This is a genomic window from Terrabacter sp. BE26 (genome assembly GCF_041941675.1).
GTDB lineage: Bacteria > Actinomycetota > Actinomycetes > Actinomycetales > Dermatophilaceae > Terrabacter.
The window spans coordinates 588,497-603,104 of sequence record NZ_CP090122.1; the positions used below are offsets into that span (position 1 = coordinate 588,497).

15 protein-coding genes are annotated in these 14,608 nt (G+C 71.5%); 6 read left to right on the plus strand and 9 right to left on the minus strand.

The annotated features are described in order from the left end of the window. Positions 1-10 precede the first annotated feature (10 nt). From LQK93_RS02780 to LQK93_RS02805, 6 genes are all read right to left on the minus strand, one after another. Positions 11-958 (minus strand): co-chaperone YbbN, encoded by a 948-nt coding sequence (locus tag LQK93_RS02780; RefSeq protein ID WP_374970054.1) that lies wholly within the window; start codon positions 956-958, stop codon positions 11-13. Between the two features lie 14 nt (positions 959-972). Next, the gene (locus LQK93_RS02785) at positions 973-1,899 is read right to left on the minus strand and encodes a hypothetical protein (RefSeq protein WP_374970055.1); all 927 of its coding nucleotides are present in this window, start codon (positions 1,897-1,899) and stop codon (positions 973-975) included. A gap of 237 nt (positions 1,900-2,136) precedes the next feature. Further along, positions 2,137-2,646 (minus strand): GNAT family N-acetyltransferase, encoded by a 510-nt coding sequence (locus tag LQK93_RS02790; protein ID WP_374970056.1) that lies wholly within the window; start codon positions 2,644-2,646, stop codon positions 2,137-2,139. Next, positions 2,639-2,953, minus strand: a complete 315-nt coding sequence (locus LQK93_RS02795) for an MTH1187 family thiamine-binding protein (RefSeq protein WP_374970057.1) — start codon at positions 2,951-2,953, stop codon at positions 2,639-2,641. Before LQK93_RS02795 ends, LQK93_RS02790 begins: the two co-directional genes overlap by 8 nt. Positions 2,954-3,075: 122 nt before the next feature. After that, complete coding sequence (meaB, locus tag LQK93_RS02800) at positions 3,076-4,041, minus strand: methylmalonyl Co-A mutase-associated GTPase MeaB (RefSeq protein ID WP_374970058.1); 966 nt, start codon at positions 4,039-4,041, stop codon at positions 3,076-3,078. Between the two features lie 20 nt (positions 4,042-4,061). Further along, on the minus strand, positions 4,062-5,267 hold the full coding sequence (locus LQK93_RS02805; RefSeq protein WP_374970059.1) for an acetyl-CoA C-acetyltransferase: 1,206 nt from the start codon (positions 5,265-5,267) through the stop codon (positions 4,062-4,064). A 138-nt stretch (positions 5,268-5,405) separates the two neighbouring features. Here LQK93_RS02805 and mce point away from each other — a divergent pair, with 138 nt between their 5' ends. Continuing rightward, positions 5,406-5,837 (plus strand): methylmalonyl-CoA epimerase, encoded by a 432-nt coding sequence (gene mce, locus LQK93_RS02810; protein ID WP_374970060.1) that lies wholly within the window; start codon positions 5,406-5,408, stop codon positions 5,835-5,837. Here the strand turns inward: mce and LQK93_RS02815 are convergent. Then, a complete protein-coding gene (locus tag LQK93_RS02815; RefSeq protein WP_374970061.1) occupies positions 5,826-7,094 on the minus strand; it encodes a glycoside hydrolase family 15 in 1,269 nt (422 codons plus the stop codon). The two genes, mce and LQK93_RS02815, sit on opposite strands and share 12 nt — an antisense overlap. Positions 7,095-7,197: 103 nt before the next feature. On the opposite strand from LQK93_RS02815, the gene LQK93_RS02820 reads away from it, so the two are divergent. The 4 genes from LQK93_RS02820 to LQK93_RS02835 all read left to right on the plus strand — a co-directional run bounded on the left by LQK93_RS02820 (position 7,198) and on the right by LQK93_RS02835 (position 11,580). After that, entirely contained in the window at positions 7,198-8,019 is an 822-nt protein-coding gene (locus tag LQK93_RS02820; RefSeq protein ID WP_374970062.1) for a polysaccharide deacetylase family protein, read from the plus strand. A 155-nt stretch (positions 8,020-8,174) separates the two neighbouring features. Then, complete coding sequence (gene ccrA, locus LQK93_RS02825) at positions 8,175-9,515, plus strand: crotonyl-CoA carboxylase/reductase (RefSeq protein ID WP_374970063.1); 1,341 nt, start codon at positions 8,175-8,177, stop codon at positions 9,513-9,515. An 89-nt stretch (positions 9,516-9,604) separates the two neighbouring features. Then, complete coding sequence (locus tag LQK93_RS02830) at positions 9,605-11,005, plus strand: AI-2E family transporter (protein ID WP_374970064.1); 1,401 nt, start codon at positions 9,605-9,607, stop codon at positions 11,003-11,005. Positions 11,006-11,073: 68 nt separating this feature from the next. Then, complete coding sequence (locus tag LQK93_RS02835) at positions 11,074-11,580, plus strand: DinB family protein (protein WP_374970065.1); 507 nt, start codon at positions 11,074-11,076, stop codon at positions 11,578-11,580. Between the two features lie 87 nt (positions 11,581-11,667). On the opposite strand, the gene LQK93_RS02840 is transcribed toward LQK93_RS02835, so the two are convergent. Both LQK93_RS02840 and LQK93_RS02845 read right to left on the minus strand, forming a co-directional pair. Beyond that, positions 11,668-11,976, minus strand: coding sequence for a hypothetical protein (locus tag LQK93_RS02840; protein ID WP_374970066.1), 309 nt, complete (start codon positions 11,974-11,976; stop codon positions 11,668-11,670). A 16-nt stretch (positions 11,977-11,992) separates the two neighbouring features. Further along, positions 11,993-13,771, minus strand: a complete 1,779-nt coding sequence (locus LQK93_RS02845; RefSeq protein WP_374970067.1) for a 3-hydroxyacyl-CoA dehydrogenase family protein — start codon at positions 13,769-13,771, stop codon at positions 11,993-11,995. 95 nt (positions 13,772-13,866) lie between these two features. Between LQK93_RS02845 and nucS the strand changes: the two genes are divergently transcribed. Continuing rightward, on the plus strand, positions 13,867-14,562 hold the full coding sequence (gene nucS / locus LQK93_RS02850) for an endonuclease NucS (protein ID WP_374970068.1): 696 nt from the start codon (positions 13,867-13,869) through the stop codon (positions 14,560-14,562). The last annotated feature ends 46 nt before the right edge of the window (positions 14,563-14,608 follow it).

Genomic DNA, 14,608 nt, shown 5'->3' on the forward strand with positions numbered 1-14,608 from the left:
GCGCGATCGGTCAGAACAGGGCGCTCATCAGCGACTTGCGTGCCTTGACGACACGCTCGTCCGTGACGCCGACGACGTCGAAGAGCTCGACGAGGTGCTCCCGGGCCTTGTTGCGGTCGGCGTCGGCCGTCATCCGCACCGTGTCGATGAGGCGCAGGAACGCATCCTCGACGTGGCCACCGAGCAGGTCGAGGTCGGCGACGAGGATCTGCGCGTCGACGTCGGTCGGTGCGGCGGCTGCGGCAGCCCGGGCCGCCTGCGAGTCGATTCCCTCGGTGCGCTGCATGAGGCCGACCTGTGCCAGCCCCAGCCTCGCCTCGGTGTCGGCAGGGCTCTGGGCGAGCGCCTCCCGGTAGGCGGCTGCGGCACCGTCGAGGTCGCCGGCCTCGATGGCGTCGAAGGCCTTCTGGTGCAACGGTGGCAGGGGCTGCTCCTCGGCCTCTTCCTCGCCCGCGGGTTCGGGGTCCTCGCCGGCGGACACCGTGCCGGTGACGCCGTGCTGGGCGGCGAGCTGCAGCACCTGGTCGATGACGGCGGTGATCTGGGCCTCGGGCTGGACACCCTCGAAGAGCGGCACGGGCTGCTGCTGGACCAGGGCGAAGCTGACCGGAACGGCCTGCACCTGGAAGGCCTGCAGGATGCCCGGGTTGGCGTCGACGTCGACGGTCACGAGCTGGAAGCGGCCGGCATACCGACGGGCCACCGAGCGGAACGTCTCGACGAGGTCGGCCGACTCCTTCAGGCGCGAGGACCACAGCACCAGGACGACCGGGTGCTTCGCGGACGCCTCGACGACGTCGCGGAAGGAGGCGTCAGTACCCTCGACGACGAGGGAGGCATCGTCCGCGGAGGTGGAGGCCGCGCCGGATGCGGGGCCAGCCTGCGGGGCCGGACGCTTGAGCGATGACAGGTCGACGGCACCGCGCAGTGCTGCTGCGGTGAATGGCTGGTGACTCATAGATCAATCCTCTCTCACCGACCCGAGCCGGCGACGAGCTGGTCGGAGGCGGCGACGACGCGCGCCTGTCCCGACGCAGGGATGACAATGGCGAGGATCTCGTTGGACGTCAGGTTGGCCTCCGTCGTGATCTGCTTGATGCCGGTCAGCAGCGTCAGCTCCTTGGCCGGGGTGAGCTTGACCGGGGTGCGCATGGCGATGGCGTCGTTGCGCACCAGGTGGGCGAAGACGATCGCGCCGTTGCCGCCCTTGAGGCGCAGACCACCGAGCAGGCCCTTGGGGTCGTGCTGCTGCGTGAAGGCGCCCTGGTTGTTGAGGGCCTGCGACTGGGCACGCGCCGACTGGCGCAGCTGCTCCGAGAGAGGGTCGTCGGCCAGCACCTTGGTGGCCGTCGGGTTGGGGAACTTGACCGACCCGGCGAACGCGGCGAGCACGTCCTTCGGGCTCTTGGCCAGGCCGTTGCCGTCGCCGATGGCGGCCGACCCCTGGTTGGGGGCGTCGAGGGCCTCGAGCTTGGCGTCGGGCAGCATCGGCGTGACCGCAGCAGCCTTGAACGTCGTGCCCGATCCGTCACCGACGAGCAGGACGAGGACTGCTGCCCCCGTCTTCTTCAGCGTCGTCTGCGCGAGGATCTGCTGGGGCGTGTCACCGCTGCGCGAGACCGCGAGCACCTTGGCACCAGTCGTCGCGAGCGCCGCGTCCGCCTTCTCGGCGGTCGTGCGCCCGGGCAGGGTCTTGGCGTACGCGTTGGCCGACTGCAGCGCCGCGCCGGCGAACGCCTTCTGCCGGGCGGCAGCCCCGGCTGTCGTCGCGTCGAGTGACGAGGTGGCTGCGGCCGCGACCGAGGACGTGGCGGTCTGCTGCGCGGCTTCCGCTGTGACGGCCGGGTCGCCGGTCGCGCCGGTGCTGCCGTCCGAGTTGCCCGAGCAGGCGGACAACATGGCAGCGCAGGCGAGCGCGGCGGCAAGAGCTCGTCGACGGATCGCGGGGCGGGGCATGGAAGACCTTTCGGTGACACACATGAGGAGGCCGGAATTTGCACGGCCGGCCCCACGATACGCAGGGCCCGTCCGCAAACCCCAATCCGGTGAACCGCCCTTCGGGGACAATTCCGAGCAATTCCGGCCAGCAATTCCGGCGAACATTCCCACCACCAGTCCAGGGACGGGTGTCGGCCTTCAGCGCGTCGTACGGCGCACCATGCGGATCTCGGGCGTTCCGGTCGCCGGGTGGGCGGACCGACCGCCCTCGTCGACGAAGCCTCGGCGCGTGTAGAAGGCCCTGGCCCTCGCGTTGGCCTCGACCACCCACAGCGTCGCATCCCGATCGCCGAGGAGCTCGTCGAGGAGTCGGTCGGCGACGCCGGTGCCACGCGCGCTCGGTAGCAGGTTGACGACGTACAGCTCCCAGCCGGCCGGGGCGTCGTCGTCCCGGCACGGACCTGCGCTCCCGAAGCCGGCCAGACGGTCCTCCGGGTCGACGACGAGCAAGGTCCGGCTGCCGGCGTCGGCGGCCGTGGACATTTGGTTGCGCCAGCTGGCGGCGGACCTCTCCTCGCTCAGCCCGGCGAGGTAGTCGGCAGGCATGATGCCGGCATAGGCGTCGCGCCAGACAGCCATGTGCACCCGGCCCAGCTCGTCACAGTCCTCGACCGTGGGTGGCCGGAGCCGCCAGGTGCCCTCAGCCATCGCCCTGGCGGTCGAGCGCTTCCTCGAGCCGCTCGAGCTTGCCGTCGAGCTCACCGGTGAAACCGGGGCGGATGTCCGCCTTCAGCACGAGCCCGACGCGGGGCGAGCTCTGCGCGATGACGTCGCAGCACTGCCTGACGACGGCCATGCACTCGTCCCACTCCCCCTCGATCGTGGTGAACATCGCGTCGGTGCGGTGCGGCAGTCCCGAGTCCCGCACGACGCGGATGGCTCGGGCAACCGCGTCGGACACCGAGCCGGTGTCGTCGGCCGCGACGGTCGGGGCGACGGAGAAGGCGATCAGCATGCCCACACCGTATGCCGCCCGGTTCCTCCCGCGGGCCGGCGCCCCACCTCGGGCCGGCCCCCACGACATACGAATTGGCTTGGACCGGTCTGAACGCAGATTGTGTGTCGCGCGGTCGCGCGTCAGGCGCCGAGCTGCTCCACCACGCGGTCGGCGGCGGCATACGGGTCGAGGCGCCCGGCGAGCACCTCGCGCGCCAGCCTGACCACGCCCGCGTGGCCGGCCACGTGCGAGAAGCGGGCACGCAGGGTGGCCAGCGCGATGGTCTCGATCTCGTCTGCGGCCCGGCGCTCGCGCCGACGTGCGAGCTCGCCGTTCTCCTCGACGAAGGCGCGGTGCTTGTCGAGCGCCTCCATGACCTCGTCGATGCCGACCTTCTGTGCCGCAACGGCTTTGACGACCGGTGGCCGCCACAGCCCGGGCTCGGTGCGGTCGCCGAGGGAGATCATGTGCCGCAGGTCGCGGACCGTCGCATCGGCGCCGTCCCGGTCGGCCTTGTTGACCACGAAGACGTCGCCGATCTCGAGGATGCCGGCCTTGGCCGCCTGGATCCCGTCGCCCATGCCGGGAGCCAGCAGGACCACCGACGTGTCGGCCAGCCCTGCGATCTCGACCTCGGACTGCCCCACCCCGACCGTCTCGACGAGCACGACGTCGCACCCGGCAGCGTCGAGCACGCGGATGGCCTGCGGGGTCGTGAACGACAGGCCGCCGAGGTGCCCCCGTGAGGCCATGGACCGGATGTAGACCTCGGGGTCGAGCGCGTGGTCCTGCATGCGGACCCGGTCACCGAGCAGCGCGCCTCCCGAGAAGGGCGAGCTCGGGTCGACGGCGAGCACGCCGAGGCGAAGCCCCCTCTCACGGAAGGCCCCCACCAGCGCCGTGGTCGTCGTCGACTTGCCGACGCCCGGCGAGCCGGTGAGCCCGATGACGTATGTGTTCCCGGCGTGGGGTGCCAGCGCTGCCATCACCTCGCGCAGCGACTCGTGCCCGTCCTCGACGAGCGAGATCAGCCGGGCCACGGCACGCGGCGAACCCGCCCTGGCCGACTCGACCAGAGCAGGGACGTCGACGGTTCGGCGCGCCACGCGGTGCGGTGCCTCGCCGCTCAGGCGGACGCGGGGACGCGGACGATGAGGGCGTCGCCCTGACCGCCGCCGCCACAGAGCGCAGCTGCGCCGACCCCGCCGCCGCGACGCTTCAGCTCGAGGGCGAGGTGCAGGGCGATGCGGGCCCCGGACATGCCGATGGGGTGGCCGAGCGCGATGGCGCCGCCGTTGACGTTCACCTTGTCGAGGTCGATGCCGAGCTCCTTGGCGGAGGCCAGGCCGACTGCGGCGAAGGCCTCGTTGATCTCGACGAGGTCGAGGTCGGCGGGCGTGATGCCCTCCTTCTCGCAGGCCCGGGCGATGGCGCGGGCCGGCTGCTGCTGCAGGGTCGAGTCGGGTCCGGCGACCATGCCGTGGGAGCCGATCTCGGCGAGCCACGTGAGGCCCAGCTCCTCGGCCTTGGCCTTGCTCATGACGACGACCGCGGCGGCGCCGTCGGAGATCTGCGAGGCCGAGCCGGCGGTGATCGTGCCGTCCTTGCTGAAGGCGGGGCGCAGGCCGCTGAGGGACACGGTGGTCGTGTCGGGTCGGATGCCCTCGTCGTTCTTGAAGACGACCGGCTCGCCCTTGCGCTGCGGGATGTTCACGGCGACGACCTCGTCGTCGAAGATGCCGTCCTTCCAGCCCTTGGCGGCCAGCTGGTGGCTGCGCGCCGAGAACTCGTCCTGCTCCTCACGGCTGAAGGCCTGCGAGCCGGTGTTGGCCTGCTCCGTCAGGGCGCCCATGGCCTGGTCAGTGAAGGCGTCCCACAGTCCGTCGTAGGCCATGTGGTCGCGCACCGTCACGTCGCCGTACTTGTAGCCCTCGCGGGACTTCGTCATCAGGTGCGGCGCATTGGTCATCGACTCCTGGCCGCCGGCGACGACGACGTCGAACTCGCCGGCGCGGATCAGCTGGTCGGCCATGGCGATCGCGTTGATGCCGGAGAGGCAGACCTTGTTGATGGTCAGGGCCGGCACGGTCATCGGTATGCCCGCGGCGTGGGCGGCCTGGCGGGCCGGGATCTGGCCGGCGCCGGCCTGCAGCACCTGGCCCATGATGACGTACTCGACCTGCTCGGGGGCCACGCCTGCCTTCTCGAGGGCGCCCTTGATGGCGATGCCACCGAGATCGGCTCCGGAGAAGTCCTTGAGCGAGCCGAGCAGCCGACCCATGGGGGTGCGCGCGCCGGCGACGATCACGGAGGTGGGACGGTCAGCAGTCATGGGTGCAAGCCTCTTCCGACGTCTTTGGTGGTGTCCCGACAACTGTAGTGGCGCCACACGGCACGCTCGCGTCGAGCGAGACCGATCGCACACGGCCTACGCCGTCCCTGTGCCGTGTGGTGGCAATACGTTGGCGCCATGACGGATGCGCTCTTCACCCACATCGACCACGTCGGCATTGCCGTGCCCGACCTCGACGCCGCCATCTCCTTCTACGAGGAGAAGTACGGCATGACGATGCTCCACGAGGAGACCAACGAGGAGCAGGGCGTGCGCGAGGCGATGATGGGAGTCGGCGAGTCCGGCTCGTGCATCCAGCTGCTCGCGCCCCTGTCGCCCGAGTCGACGATCGCCAAGTTCCTGGACCGCAGCGGCCCGGGCATCCAGCAGCTCGCCTACCGCGTCGAGGACATCGACGCCGTGTGCACGACGCTGCGAGAGCGGGGACTGCGGCTGCTCTACGAGGCCCCGAGGCGCGGGACGAGCGACAGCCGCGTGAACTTCATCCACCCCAAGGACGCCGGTGGTGTCCTGGTGGAGCTCGTCGAGCCGACCCGGTCAGCGCACTGAGGCGGCCGCCGGGCCCAGCCACGCGCCGGCCACGTCCGCGCGGTGGCTCGCCAGCTCACCCTCGGTGAGCACGGCGAGCGCCGCCGTCCATGCGAGCGGTGCAGGCCCGGCCGGTCTGCCGTCCGGCAGCACCTTCTCCGGCAGGCTCCCCCACGAGGTGCAGTGGTGCTCCAGCCACGCCATCCACCGCTCGGCCAGCGGCGCCTGGCCCGACGCGGCGGCGGTGTAGGCCACCAGCGCCGTCTCGGGGGTCCACGAGACGCCGTCCTGCTTCCAGTCGACACCGGGAGCGAGTCCACCGGCGGTCCGGAGGGCCAGGACCGGGTAGCGCTCCCAGGCCCGCTCGGCGGCCGAGTCGTCGACCAGCGCGAAGGGCGGCATCAGCATGGTCACGCCCGCGTCGAGCCCGCCGGTGTCCCCGTGCCGCTGGTAGCCGGGGCCGAACTGCGAGCGGATCAGCGCTCGCAGGCGACGCGCCGCGCGGGCGACCTCCGCCGCGCGCCGGACGTCGCGCTCGGCGGCATACGTCCGGGCACCGGCTTCCAGACCGGCGGCGAGCGGGGCCGCCGTGCCGAGCGTGACGCGACGCTCCGGCACCTCCCAGTAGTCGGGCGAGACCTCCGGCAGGCGCGTCCCGGCGTCGGTCTGCGCCATCACGAACGCGACCGACCGGTCGCGCAGCCCCTGCACCTGCCGCGGCAGGACGCCGTCCGGCTGCGCCACCCGGAGGCGGTCGAGCGACCACAGCACCCAGCCGGCGCCGTCGCTCTGACGGGGGCGGTCGTCCGGCGGGCCGGAGCCGTCGAGCCGGTAACGGGCCTCGAAGCCCCCGTCGGACCGCTGGACGCGGGCGAGGAAGCCGAGCACCCGCAGGGCGTCGTCCTGGTGGCCGGTCGCGGCGTACGCGGCCGTTACGAACGCCGAGTCCCTCGGCCACGCGTACGCCCACGGCCCGTCGGGGCCGGCCGCGACCGCACCGTCGGGCCGGGTCAGGGCGTGCAGGTCGAGCAGGGCCTGCGCGACCACGCGGCCCCGGGCGCCGGGTAGAGCCGGCACCGTCCCGAAGGCGAGCCAGGCCGCGTCGGCGGGCGGCTCCACGAGCCGGCTGCCGAGGGACGAGGGGGCCAGCGCCCACGTGGTGCGCCAGCCGGCGCCGTTGCGCAGCACCGGCGAGGGCTCGTCCCGGACGAGCAGCGGGACGAGCCCGAGCGCGCCCGCCACGACCGCAGGCAGCACGCTCGCCAGCACACGTCGCACGGTGACCTCCCCTCGTCCTCCCGTCGACCGGGCGGCGCCAGTGTGGCACGCACTCGGCGGGACCCGCGCGGATTCCGGTGCGCTGGTCGTACGATCGCGTGCCATGGAGGTCACCCGGCGGCAGGCCCTCACCGCGGTCGCCGGCGCAGCGGTCGGCGCGGCAGGTGCGGTCGGCGCCGCGCGCCTGACCGAGCACCTCGACGAGAGCACGCCACTGCCCTTCTACGGCAGCCCGGTGAGCGCCGTGCGCCCGGACCGCTCTGCGCCGTCGGCTACCGCCGGATCGGTCGTCTGGGGCGGGCCGGGTGGAGCAGGCGACGCCACCGGCCAGCGCCGCGTCGCGCTGACGTTCGACGACGGTCCCCATCCGGACTGGACGCCGCGGGTGCTCGCAGCCCTCGAGGCGGAGGACGTGCCGGCCACCTTCTTCTGCCTCGGCCGCAACGTGCGCGACCACGGCGACCTGCACCGCGAGAGCGTGGGGCGCCACGAGCTCGGCAACCACACGTTCGACCACCGTGACCTGGGCCGGCTGGACTGGTCGGCCTGCCGCGACGAGATCGCGCGGACGAGCGGGCTCATGGAGCAGACGTACGGGTCCGCGCCGACGCTGTTCCGTCCGCCCTACGGCCACCTCGCGGGTGCGGCGGTGCTCGCGGCAGCCGAGGCGGGGCTCACGACCGTCATGTGGTCGGCGCAGGCTCGCGAGGACCTCGTGGCCGGCCACCCGGACCGGATCGTCGACGACATCGCCTCCCAGGTGCGCCCCGGTTCCATCGTGCTGGCGCACGACACGGGGAGCGAGGACCGGCTCGTCACCATCGACCGCCTCCGAGCGGTCATCGGCCGCCTGCGCAGCGACGGCTACTCCTTCGTCACCGTCTCCGAGCTCGTCGCCGCCGGTCCGGCCCCCTCCTCGCGCTGACCGACGGCGGCGCTCGCGCCCGAGTGCGCACCCGTGACCCAAGTCACCTGTGGTGGCCGTCTCAGAACCAGCTACCCGCCAGTCACCTCTCGCTACGTTCGGTGGCACACCGCACCGCTCCGACCACCAATGACGCTGCGACGTAAGGACCTTCAATGCAGGCCATCCGCGACGCCATCCTCTCCGGCGACCGCACGCAGGAGACCTACGCGAACATCGAGATCCCCGCGACCTACCGCGGGGCGACCGTCCACAAGGACGAGGTCGGCATGTTCGAGGGCCTCGCCACCCGCGACAAGGACCCTCGCAAGTCCCTGCACATCGACGAGGTGCCGGTGCCCGAGCTGGCGCCCGGCGAGGCGCTCGTGGCCGTGATGGCCAGCGCCATCAACTACAACACCGTGTGGACCTCGATCTTCGAGCCGGTCTCGACGTTCGGCTTCCTCGAGCGCTACGGCCGCACGTCCGAGTTCGCCAAGCGCCACGACCTGCCCTACCACGTCGTCGGCTCCGACCTCGCGGGCGTGATCCTGCGCACCGGACCGGGCGTGACGAAGTGGAAGCCGGGCACCGAGGTCGTCGCCCACTGCCTGTCGGTCGAGCTCGAGGACGCCGAGGGCCACGACGACACGATGATGGACCCGCAGCAGCGCATCTGGGGCTTCGAGACGAACTTCGGCGGCCTCGCCGAGCTCGCCATCGTCAAGGCCAACCAGCTCATGCCCAAGCCGGCCCACCTGTCGTGGGAGGAGGCTGCCTCCCCGGGCCTGGTCAACTCGACCGCCTACCGGCAGCTCATCTCCAAGCACGGTGCTGCGATGAAGCTCGGCGACCGCGTGCTGATCTGGGGTGCATCGGGCGGCCTCGGCTCCTACGCCACCCAGATGGCCCTCGCCGGTGGCGCGACCCCCATCTGCGTCGTCTCCTCGCCGGAGAAGGCCGAGATCTGCCGCGCCATGGGTGCAGAGCTGATCATCGACCGCAACGCCGAGGGCTACCGCTTCTGGAACGACGAGGGCACCGAGCAGAACCCGCGCGAGTGGCAGCGGTTCGGCAAGAAGATCCGTGAGCTCACCGGCGGCTACGACGTCGACATCGTCTTCGAGCACCCCGGGCGCGAGACCTTCGGCGCCAGTGTGTACGTCGCACGCAAGGGCGGCACGATCGTCACGTGCGCCTCGACGTCGGGCTACATGCACGAGTACGACAACCGCTACCTCTGGATGAACCTCAAGCGCATCGTCAGCTCCCACTTCGCCAACTACCGCGAGGCGTGGGAGGCCAACGAGCTGATCAACCGCGGCCTCATCCACCCGACCCTGAGCAGGACCTATTCGCTCGAGGAGGTGGGCCAGGCAGCGCTCGACGTCCACCAGAACGCCCACCAGGGCAAGGTCGGCGTGCTCACGCTCTCCCCCGAGCCGGGTCTCGGCGTCACCGACCCCGAGAAGCGCGCGGGCTTCGAGAAGGCCATCAACCGCTTCTGCAACCAGTAGCCGTATGCCGTCCACCGACGCCGCGCACAGTGCCCACTCTGCGTGGCGTCGGCGGACAGGCCCCGCGGCGCTGACGTAGGCTCGCGCCCGTGAGCATCTGGGGTCGCTGGACGCGCTACCGCCGCACCCAGCGGGCGCGCATGGACTCGTTCCGCGCCCGCGACCTCGGCTTCGACGACCAGCCACCGCCGGAGTACCGCGAGCCCGGCCGCCCGCGGGAGACTCCCGAGCCCGAGCGGCCTGACGTCCTCCAGAGCACGCTGGCGCTCGCAACCGACACGTCCGAGACTGCGGACACGGCTGCCCGGCGCGGAGAGCCGACGACGCCGTCCCCTCCGACCGACGCTCCGAGCGACACCGCTCCCACCGACGCGTCCGGCGAGGACGTCACCGACACGGGCACCAGACGCTCCAAGGGCCCGCGTCGGGACTTCGGCCCGAGCGGCACGCCCTTCAACCGGCAGTCCCCCTTCTACGTCGGCTTCGTGGGCGCCGTCGGGGTGCTCACCGCGTACGCCGTGGTGCAGGCGGTCGGCCGCCTCGGCACCGTCATCACCCTGCTCGTCGTCTCGCTCTTCCTGACCCTCTCCCTCAACCCGCTCGTCGAGGCACTCACCCGTCGCCGGTTCCGCCGCGGAGCGGCCGTCGGCATCGTCTTCCTCGGCGTGCTCGCTGTCTTCACGCTCGTCGGGTGGCTCGTCATCCCACCGGTGGCGCAGCAGGCCACGGAGCTGACGACGAACGCCCCTCGGATGTTCGACAACCTCCTGGCGAACCCGTGGGTGCAGGACGTCGACCACCGCTACCAGCTCGTCCAGCGCATCCAGGAGGAGGTCAACAAGCGCGTCGCCGACGGCAACCTGTGGGCGGGCGTGTTCGGCGGGGTGCTCGACGCGGGCAAGATCATCGCCTCCGGCGTGTTCAGCGTCCTGACCGTGCTCGTCCTCACCCTCTACTTTCTCGCCTCGCTGCCGGCCGTCAAGCAGGCGGCATACGCCCTTGTGCCGGCCAGCCGGCGCCCGCGCACCGTCTCGCTCGCCGAGGAGGTCATGCGTCGGGTCGGCTCGTACGCGATCGGCCAGGTGGCCGTGGCCGCCATCAACGCGTTCTGCGCGTGGATCATGATGACGCTCATCGGGCTGAAGTTCGCGGCCGTGCTCGCGGTCGCCGTGGGCTTCCTCGGCCTCATCCCGATGGTCGGAGCCACCCTCGGCGCCTCGGTCGTCGCGATCGTGGCCTTCTTCGACGAGCCCAAGAAGGCGCTCATCGTCATCATCTACTTCATCGTCTACCAGCAGATCGAGAACTACGCCGTCATGCCGCGGATCATGCAGCGCACGGTGGCGGTGCCGGGCGCGGTGACCGTGGTCGCCGCACTGGCGGGTGGCGCGCTGCTCGGCATCCTGGGCGCCCTGCTCGCGATCCCGTTCGCCGCGGGGGCCCTGCTCCTCTACGAGGAGGTCCTCGTCCCGCGCCAGCGGCGCCACTAGGGCGACCGCGGCGCGCCAGGACCGGTCCGCCGGGCGGATCCGGGGTCGGTCGTGTCAGGCTCTGTCGCATGATGCTGCCCCCGTCCCTGGCCGAGGACGTCTTCGACGCGCCGCTCCGAGTGCAGTTCGAGGTCTTCCTCGACGAGCACCGTGCGGCGATCCGCGGTGCGCTCGACGGGTTGAGCGAGGAGGAGGCCAGGCGCTCACTGGTGCCGTCGGCCACGACGCTGCTGGGCCTGCTCAAGCACGCGACGTTCGTCGAGAAGGTGTGGTTCGACGAGGCGGTCACGTGTCGCTCCCGGTCCGAGATCGGCATCCCGGCCACCCCGCACGAGTCCTTCCTCCTCACCGACGCCGACACCGTCGCCTCGGTGCAGCGGGCACACGAGCAGGCCTGTCAGGCCTCCCGCCTGGCGACGGCGTCGCTCGGGCTGGACGACATCGTCCGAGGCAACCGCCGAGGGCCGCTCCCGCTGCGCTGGGTCTACCTCCACATGCTGCGCGAGCTCGCCCAGCACTGCGGGCACGCCGACATCCTGCGCGAGCAGGTGCTGGCCGCGCGAGAGCCGGGCTAGACCCTCCGCGGTTCGATGTATGACGCGGTCACCGGTGACCGCGTCATACATCGAACCGGTCGCCGGTCGACGTCGACGGTGGAGGCGTCAGCGGTAGGAGTTGCCCGGCGGCCGGGCGTCGCGGCGCTGCCAGCAGCCGGAGTGCCAGTGCCGCCGGTCGCCGAGGCCGCCGACCCCCTCGGCCGGCCACACGACGACGTGCGGCGTTCCCGGAACGACGTCCTGCTGGCACCCGGGGCACAGGTACGCCCGGGTGGCGGTCGCCCCGCTCACGCTGCGCACGGTCCAGCGCGTGCCCGCATACGACTCCTCGCGGGTGCTGCCACCCTGGATCCGCGTCACGTCGAGCGGGACGTGGTCGCGCGCGTGCTTGCTGGGACGGCGGCGCGAGGGCATGGCTCCAGCGTAGGTGTCAGGCGTAGGTGCGGAAGCCGCGGCCCGTCTTGCGTCCGAGGTAGCCGGCGGTGACGAGGTGCTCGAGCAGTGGCGCCGGCGCGTAGCCGCGCTCGCGGAACTCGAGGTAGAGCTCGCGCTCGATCGCGAGCGACACGTCGAGGCCCACGACGTCGAGCAGCTCGAAGGGGCCCATGGGCAGCCCGCAGCCGGTCTTCATCGCGGTGTCGATGTCGTCGGCCGTCGAGTAGTTGGCCTCGAGCATCTTCACGGCGTCGTTCAGGTAGGGGAAGAGCAGTGCGTTGACGATGAAACCGGCACGGTCGCCGCAGGTCACCGGGTGCTTGCCGATCGTGCGGCACAGCTGCTGGACGGTGGCCACGACGTCGTCGGCGGTCGAGACGGTGTGCACCACCTCGACGAGCCTCATGACCTGGGCGGGGTTGAAGAAGTGCATGCCGATGACGTCCTGCGGACGCCGGGTCGCGGCCGCGCACTCGACCACGGGCAGCGAGCTCGTCGTGGTGGCGAGGATCGCGCCGGGACGGCAGATCTCGTCGAGGTTCTCGAAGAGGGCCCGCTTGACGGTGAGGTCCTCGACGACCGCCTCGACGACGAGGTCGACCTGGGCGAGGTCCTCGAGGCGCACGCTGCCGCGCACCCGGGCGAGCGCCGCGTCACGCTCCTCCTCGGTGGCCTTGCCGCGCTGGACGGCCTTCTCGAGGCTCTTGGCGAGCACGGCCAGCACGGCCGCGACCTTGGCCTCGGTGCGGGCCACGAAGGTCACGTCGAGGCCGGCCTTGGCGAAGACCTCGACCATGCCGGTGGCCATCGTGCCCGAGCCGACGACCCCGACCGACCCGACGGGGCGGGTGCCGGCCGCAGCGGCAGCGGCGCCCAACGGCGTCAGCGCGTCGTCGACGACCTGCGAGCTCCCGGGCTCAGCATAGGTGTAGAAGCCCCGGCCGCTCTTGCGGCCCTTGAGACCCGCGCTGACCATCTGCTTGATGATCGGGGTCGGCGCGTGCAGGCGGTCGCGGCCCTGCTTGTACATCGTGTCGAGGATCTCGTAGGCCGTGTCGAGGCCGATGAGGTCCATCAGCGCGAGCGGGCCCATCGGGTAGCCGCAGCCGAGCTTCATGGCGGCGTCGATGTCCTCGCGCGTGGCGTACTTGCTCTCGTACATCGCGACGGCGTGGTTGAGGTAGCCGAAGAGCAGGGCGTTGGCGATGAACCCGGCCTTGTCGCCGACGACGACCGGCTTCTTGCCCAAGCGCTCGGCGAGGGCCTTGACGTCCTCGAAGGTCTCGTCGCTCGTGATGACCGTCTTGATGACCTCGACGAACTGCAGCACAGGCGCCGGGTTGAAGAAGTGCATGCCGACGACGCGCTTGGGGTTGATCGTCGCGACCGCGATCTCGGTGACCGGCAGCGAGCTCGTGTTCGTGGCGAGGATCGCGTCGTCCGACACGATGGCATCGAGCCGGGCGAAGATCTCCTTCTTGAGATCGAGGTGCTCGGGCACCGCCTCGACGACGAGCTGGCACTCCTTGAGGTCGGCCATGTCGCTCGTGAACTGCACACGGCTGTGCAGGGCGTCGCGGTCCGGCTCGCTCAGCTTGCCGCGGGAGACGGCTCGATCGGTCGAGTGCTGCAGGATGCCCCGGCCCTTCTCGACCGCCTCGTCGCTGACCTCGACCGCCACGACGTCGATGCCGTTGCGGGCGAAGACCTCGACGATGCCGGCACCCATGGTGCCGAGTCCGATGACGCCAACCTTGGTGAACTCACGAGCCATGGGTGCGAGTCTCGCAGAGCCCGCGCACCGGCCACACCCGCCCGGGGCGTGACGCTGCCCACGCGGCGTCGTGTCGGCTCCTCTAGGGTGGTCCGGTGCGTCTCGTCATAGCCCGCTGCAGCGTCGACTACGACGGTCGGCTGACCGCCCACCTGCCCCTTGCGACCCGGCTGCTCGTCGTCAAGGCCGACGGGTCGGTCCTCGTGCACAGCGACGGCGGCTCCTACAAGCCGCTCAACTGGATGTCCCCGCCGTGCACCATGGCCGAGGTCGAGCCGGACGAGGCGCAGTCGGCCGACGGCGTCGTCGCCGTCTGGCGCGTCCAGCACGCCAAGAGCGAGGACCGCCTCACCGTCCACCTCCACGAGGTGCTGCACGACTCGGACCACGAGCTCGGCGTCGACCCCGGCCTGGTCAAGGACGGCGTCGAGGCGCACCTGCAGAGGCTGCTCGCCGAGCACATACACACCCTCGGGCACGGCTGGTCGCTCGTGCGCCGCGAGTACATGACCGCGATCGGCCCCGTCGACATCCTCGCCAGGGACTCGGCCGGCACGAGCGTCGCGGTGGAGATCAAGCGCCGTGGCGAGATTGACGGCGTCGAGCAGCTCACGCGCTACCTCGAGCTGATGAACCGCGACCCGCACCTGGCGCCCGTGACCGGCGTCTTCGCCGCCCAGCAGATCAAGCCCCAGGCCCGCACGCTCGCCGAGGACCGCGGCATCCGCTGCGTCGTGCTCGACTACGACGCCCTCAAGGGCATCGACGACGCGGAGTCCCGCCTCTTCTGACCTGCCCGGGTCGTCCACCGACCGGGGTCGTATGCCGTGTGCTTCG

What these genes read in the sequence shown, in the direction of transcription:
- LQK93_RS02785 (WP_374970055.1), bottom strand. Translation starts at nt 1,899, where the DNA reads ATGTTGTCCGCCTGCTCGGGCAACTCGGACGGCAGCACCGGCGCGACC.
- LQK93_RS02845 (WP_374970067.1), bottom strand. Translation starts at nt 13,771, where the DNA reads ATGGCTCGTGAGTTCACCAAGGTTGGCGTCATCGGACTCGGCACCATG.
- ccrA (WP_374970063.1), top strand. Translation starts at nt 8,175, where the DNA reads ATGCAGGCCATCCGCGACGCCATCCTCTCCGGCGACCGCACGCAGGAG.
- LQK93_RS02790 (WP_374970056.1), bottom strand. Translation starts at nt 2,646, where the DNA reads ATGGCTGAGGGCACCTGGCGGCTCCGGCCACCCACGGTCGAGGACTGT.
- LQK93_RS02805 (WP_374970059.1), bottom strand. Translation starts at nt 5,267, where the DNA reads ATGACTGCTGACCGTCCCACCTCCGTGATCGTCGCCGGCGCGCGCACC.
- mce (WP_374970060.1), top strand. Translation starts at nt 5,406, where the DNA reads ATGACGGATGCGCTCTTCACCCACATCGACCACGTCGGCATTGCCGTG.
- LQK93_RS02820 (WP_374970062.1), top strand. Translation starts at nt 7,198, where the DNA reads ATGGAGGTCACCCGGCGGCAGGCCCTCACCGCGGTCGCCGGCGCAGCG.
- LQK93_RS02840 (WP_374970066.1), bottom strand. Translation starts at nt 11,976, where the DNA reads ATGCCCTCGCGCCGCCGTCCCAGCAAGCACGCGCGCGACCACGTCCCG.
- LQK93_RS02795 (WP_374970057.1), bottom strand. Translation starts at nt 2,953, where the DNA reads ATGCTGATCGCCTTCTCCGTCGCCCCGACCGTCGCGGCCGACGACACC.
- LQK93_RS02835 (WP_374970065.1), top strand. Translation starts at nt 11,074, where the DNA reads ATGATGCTGCCCCCGTCCCTGGCCGAGGACGTCTTCGACGCGCCGCTC.
- LQK93_RS02780 (WP_374970054.1), bottom strand. Translation starts at nt 958, where the DNA reads ATGAGTCACCAGCCATTCACCGCAGCAGCACTGCGCGGTGCCGTCGAC.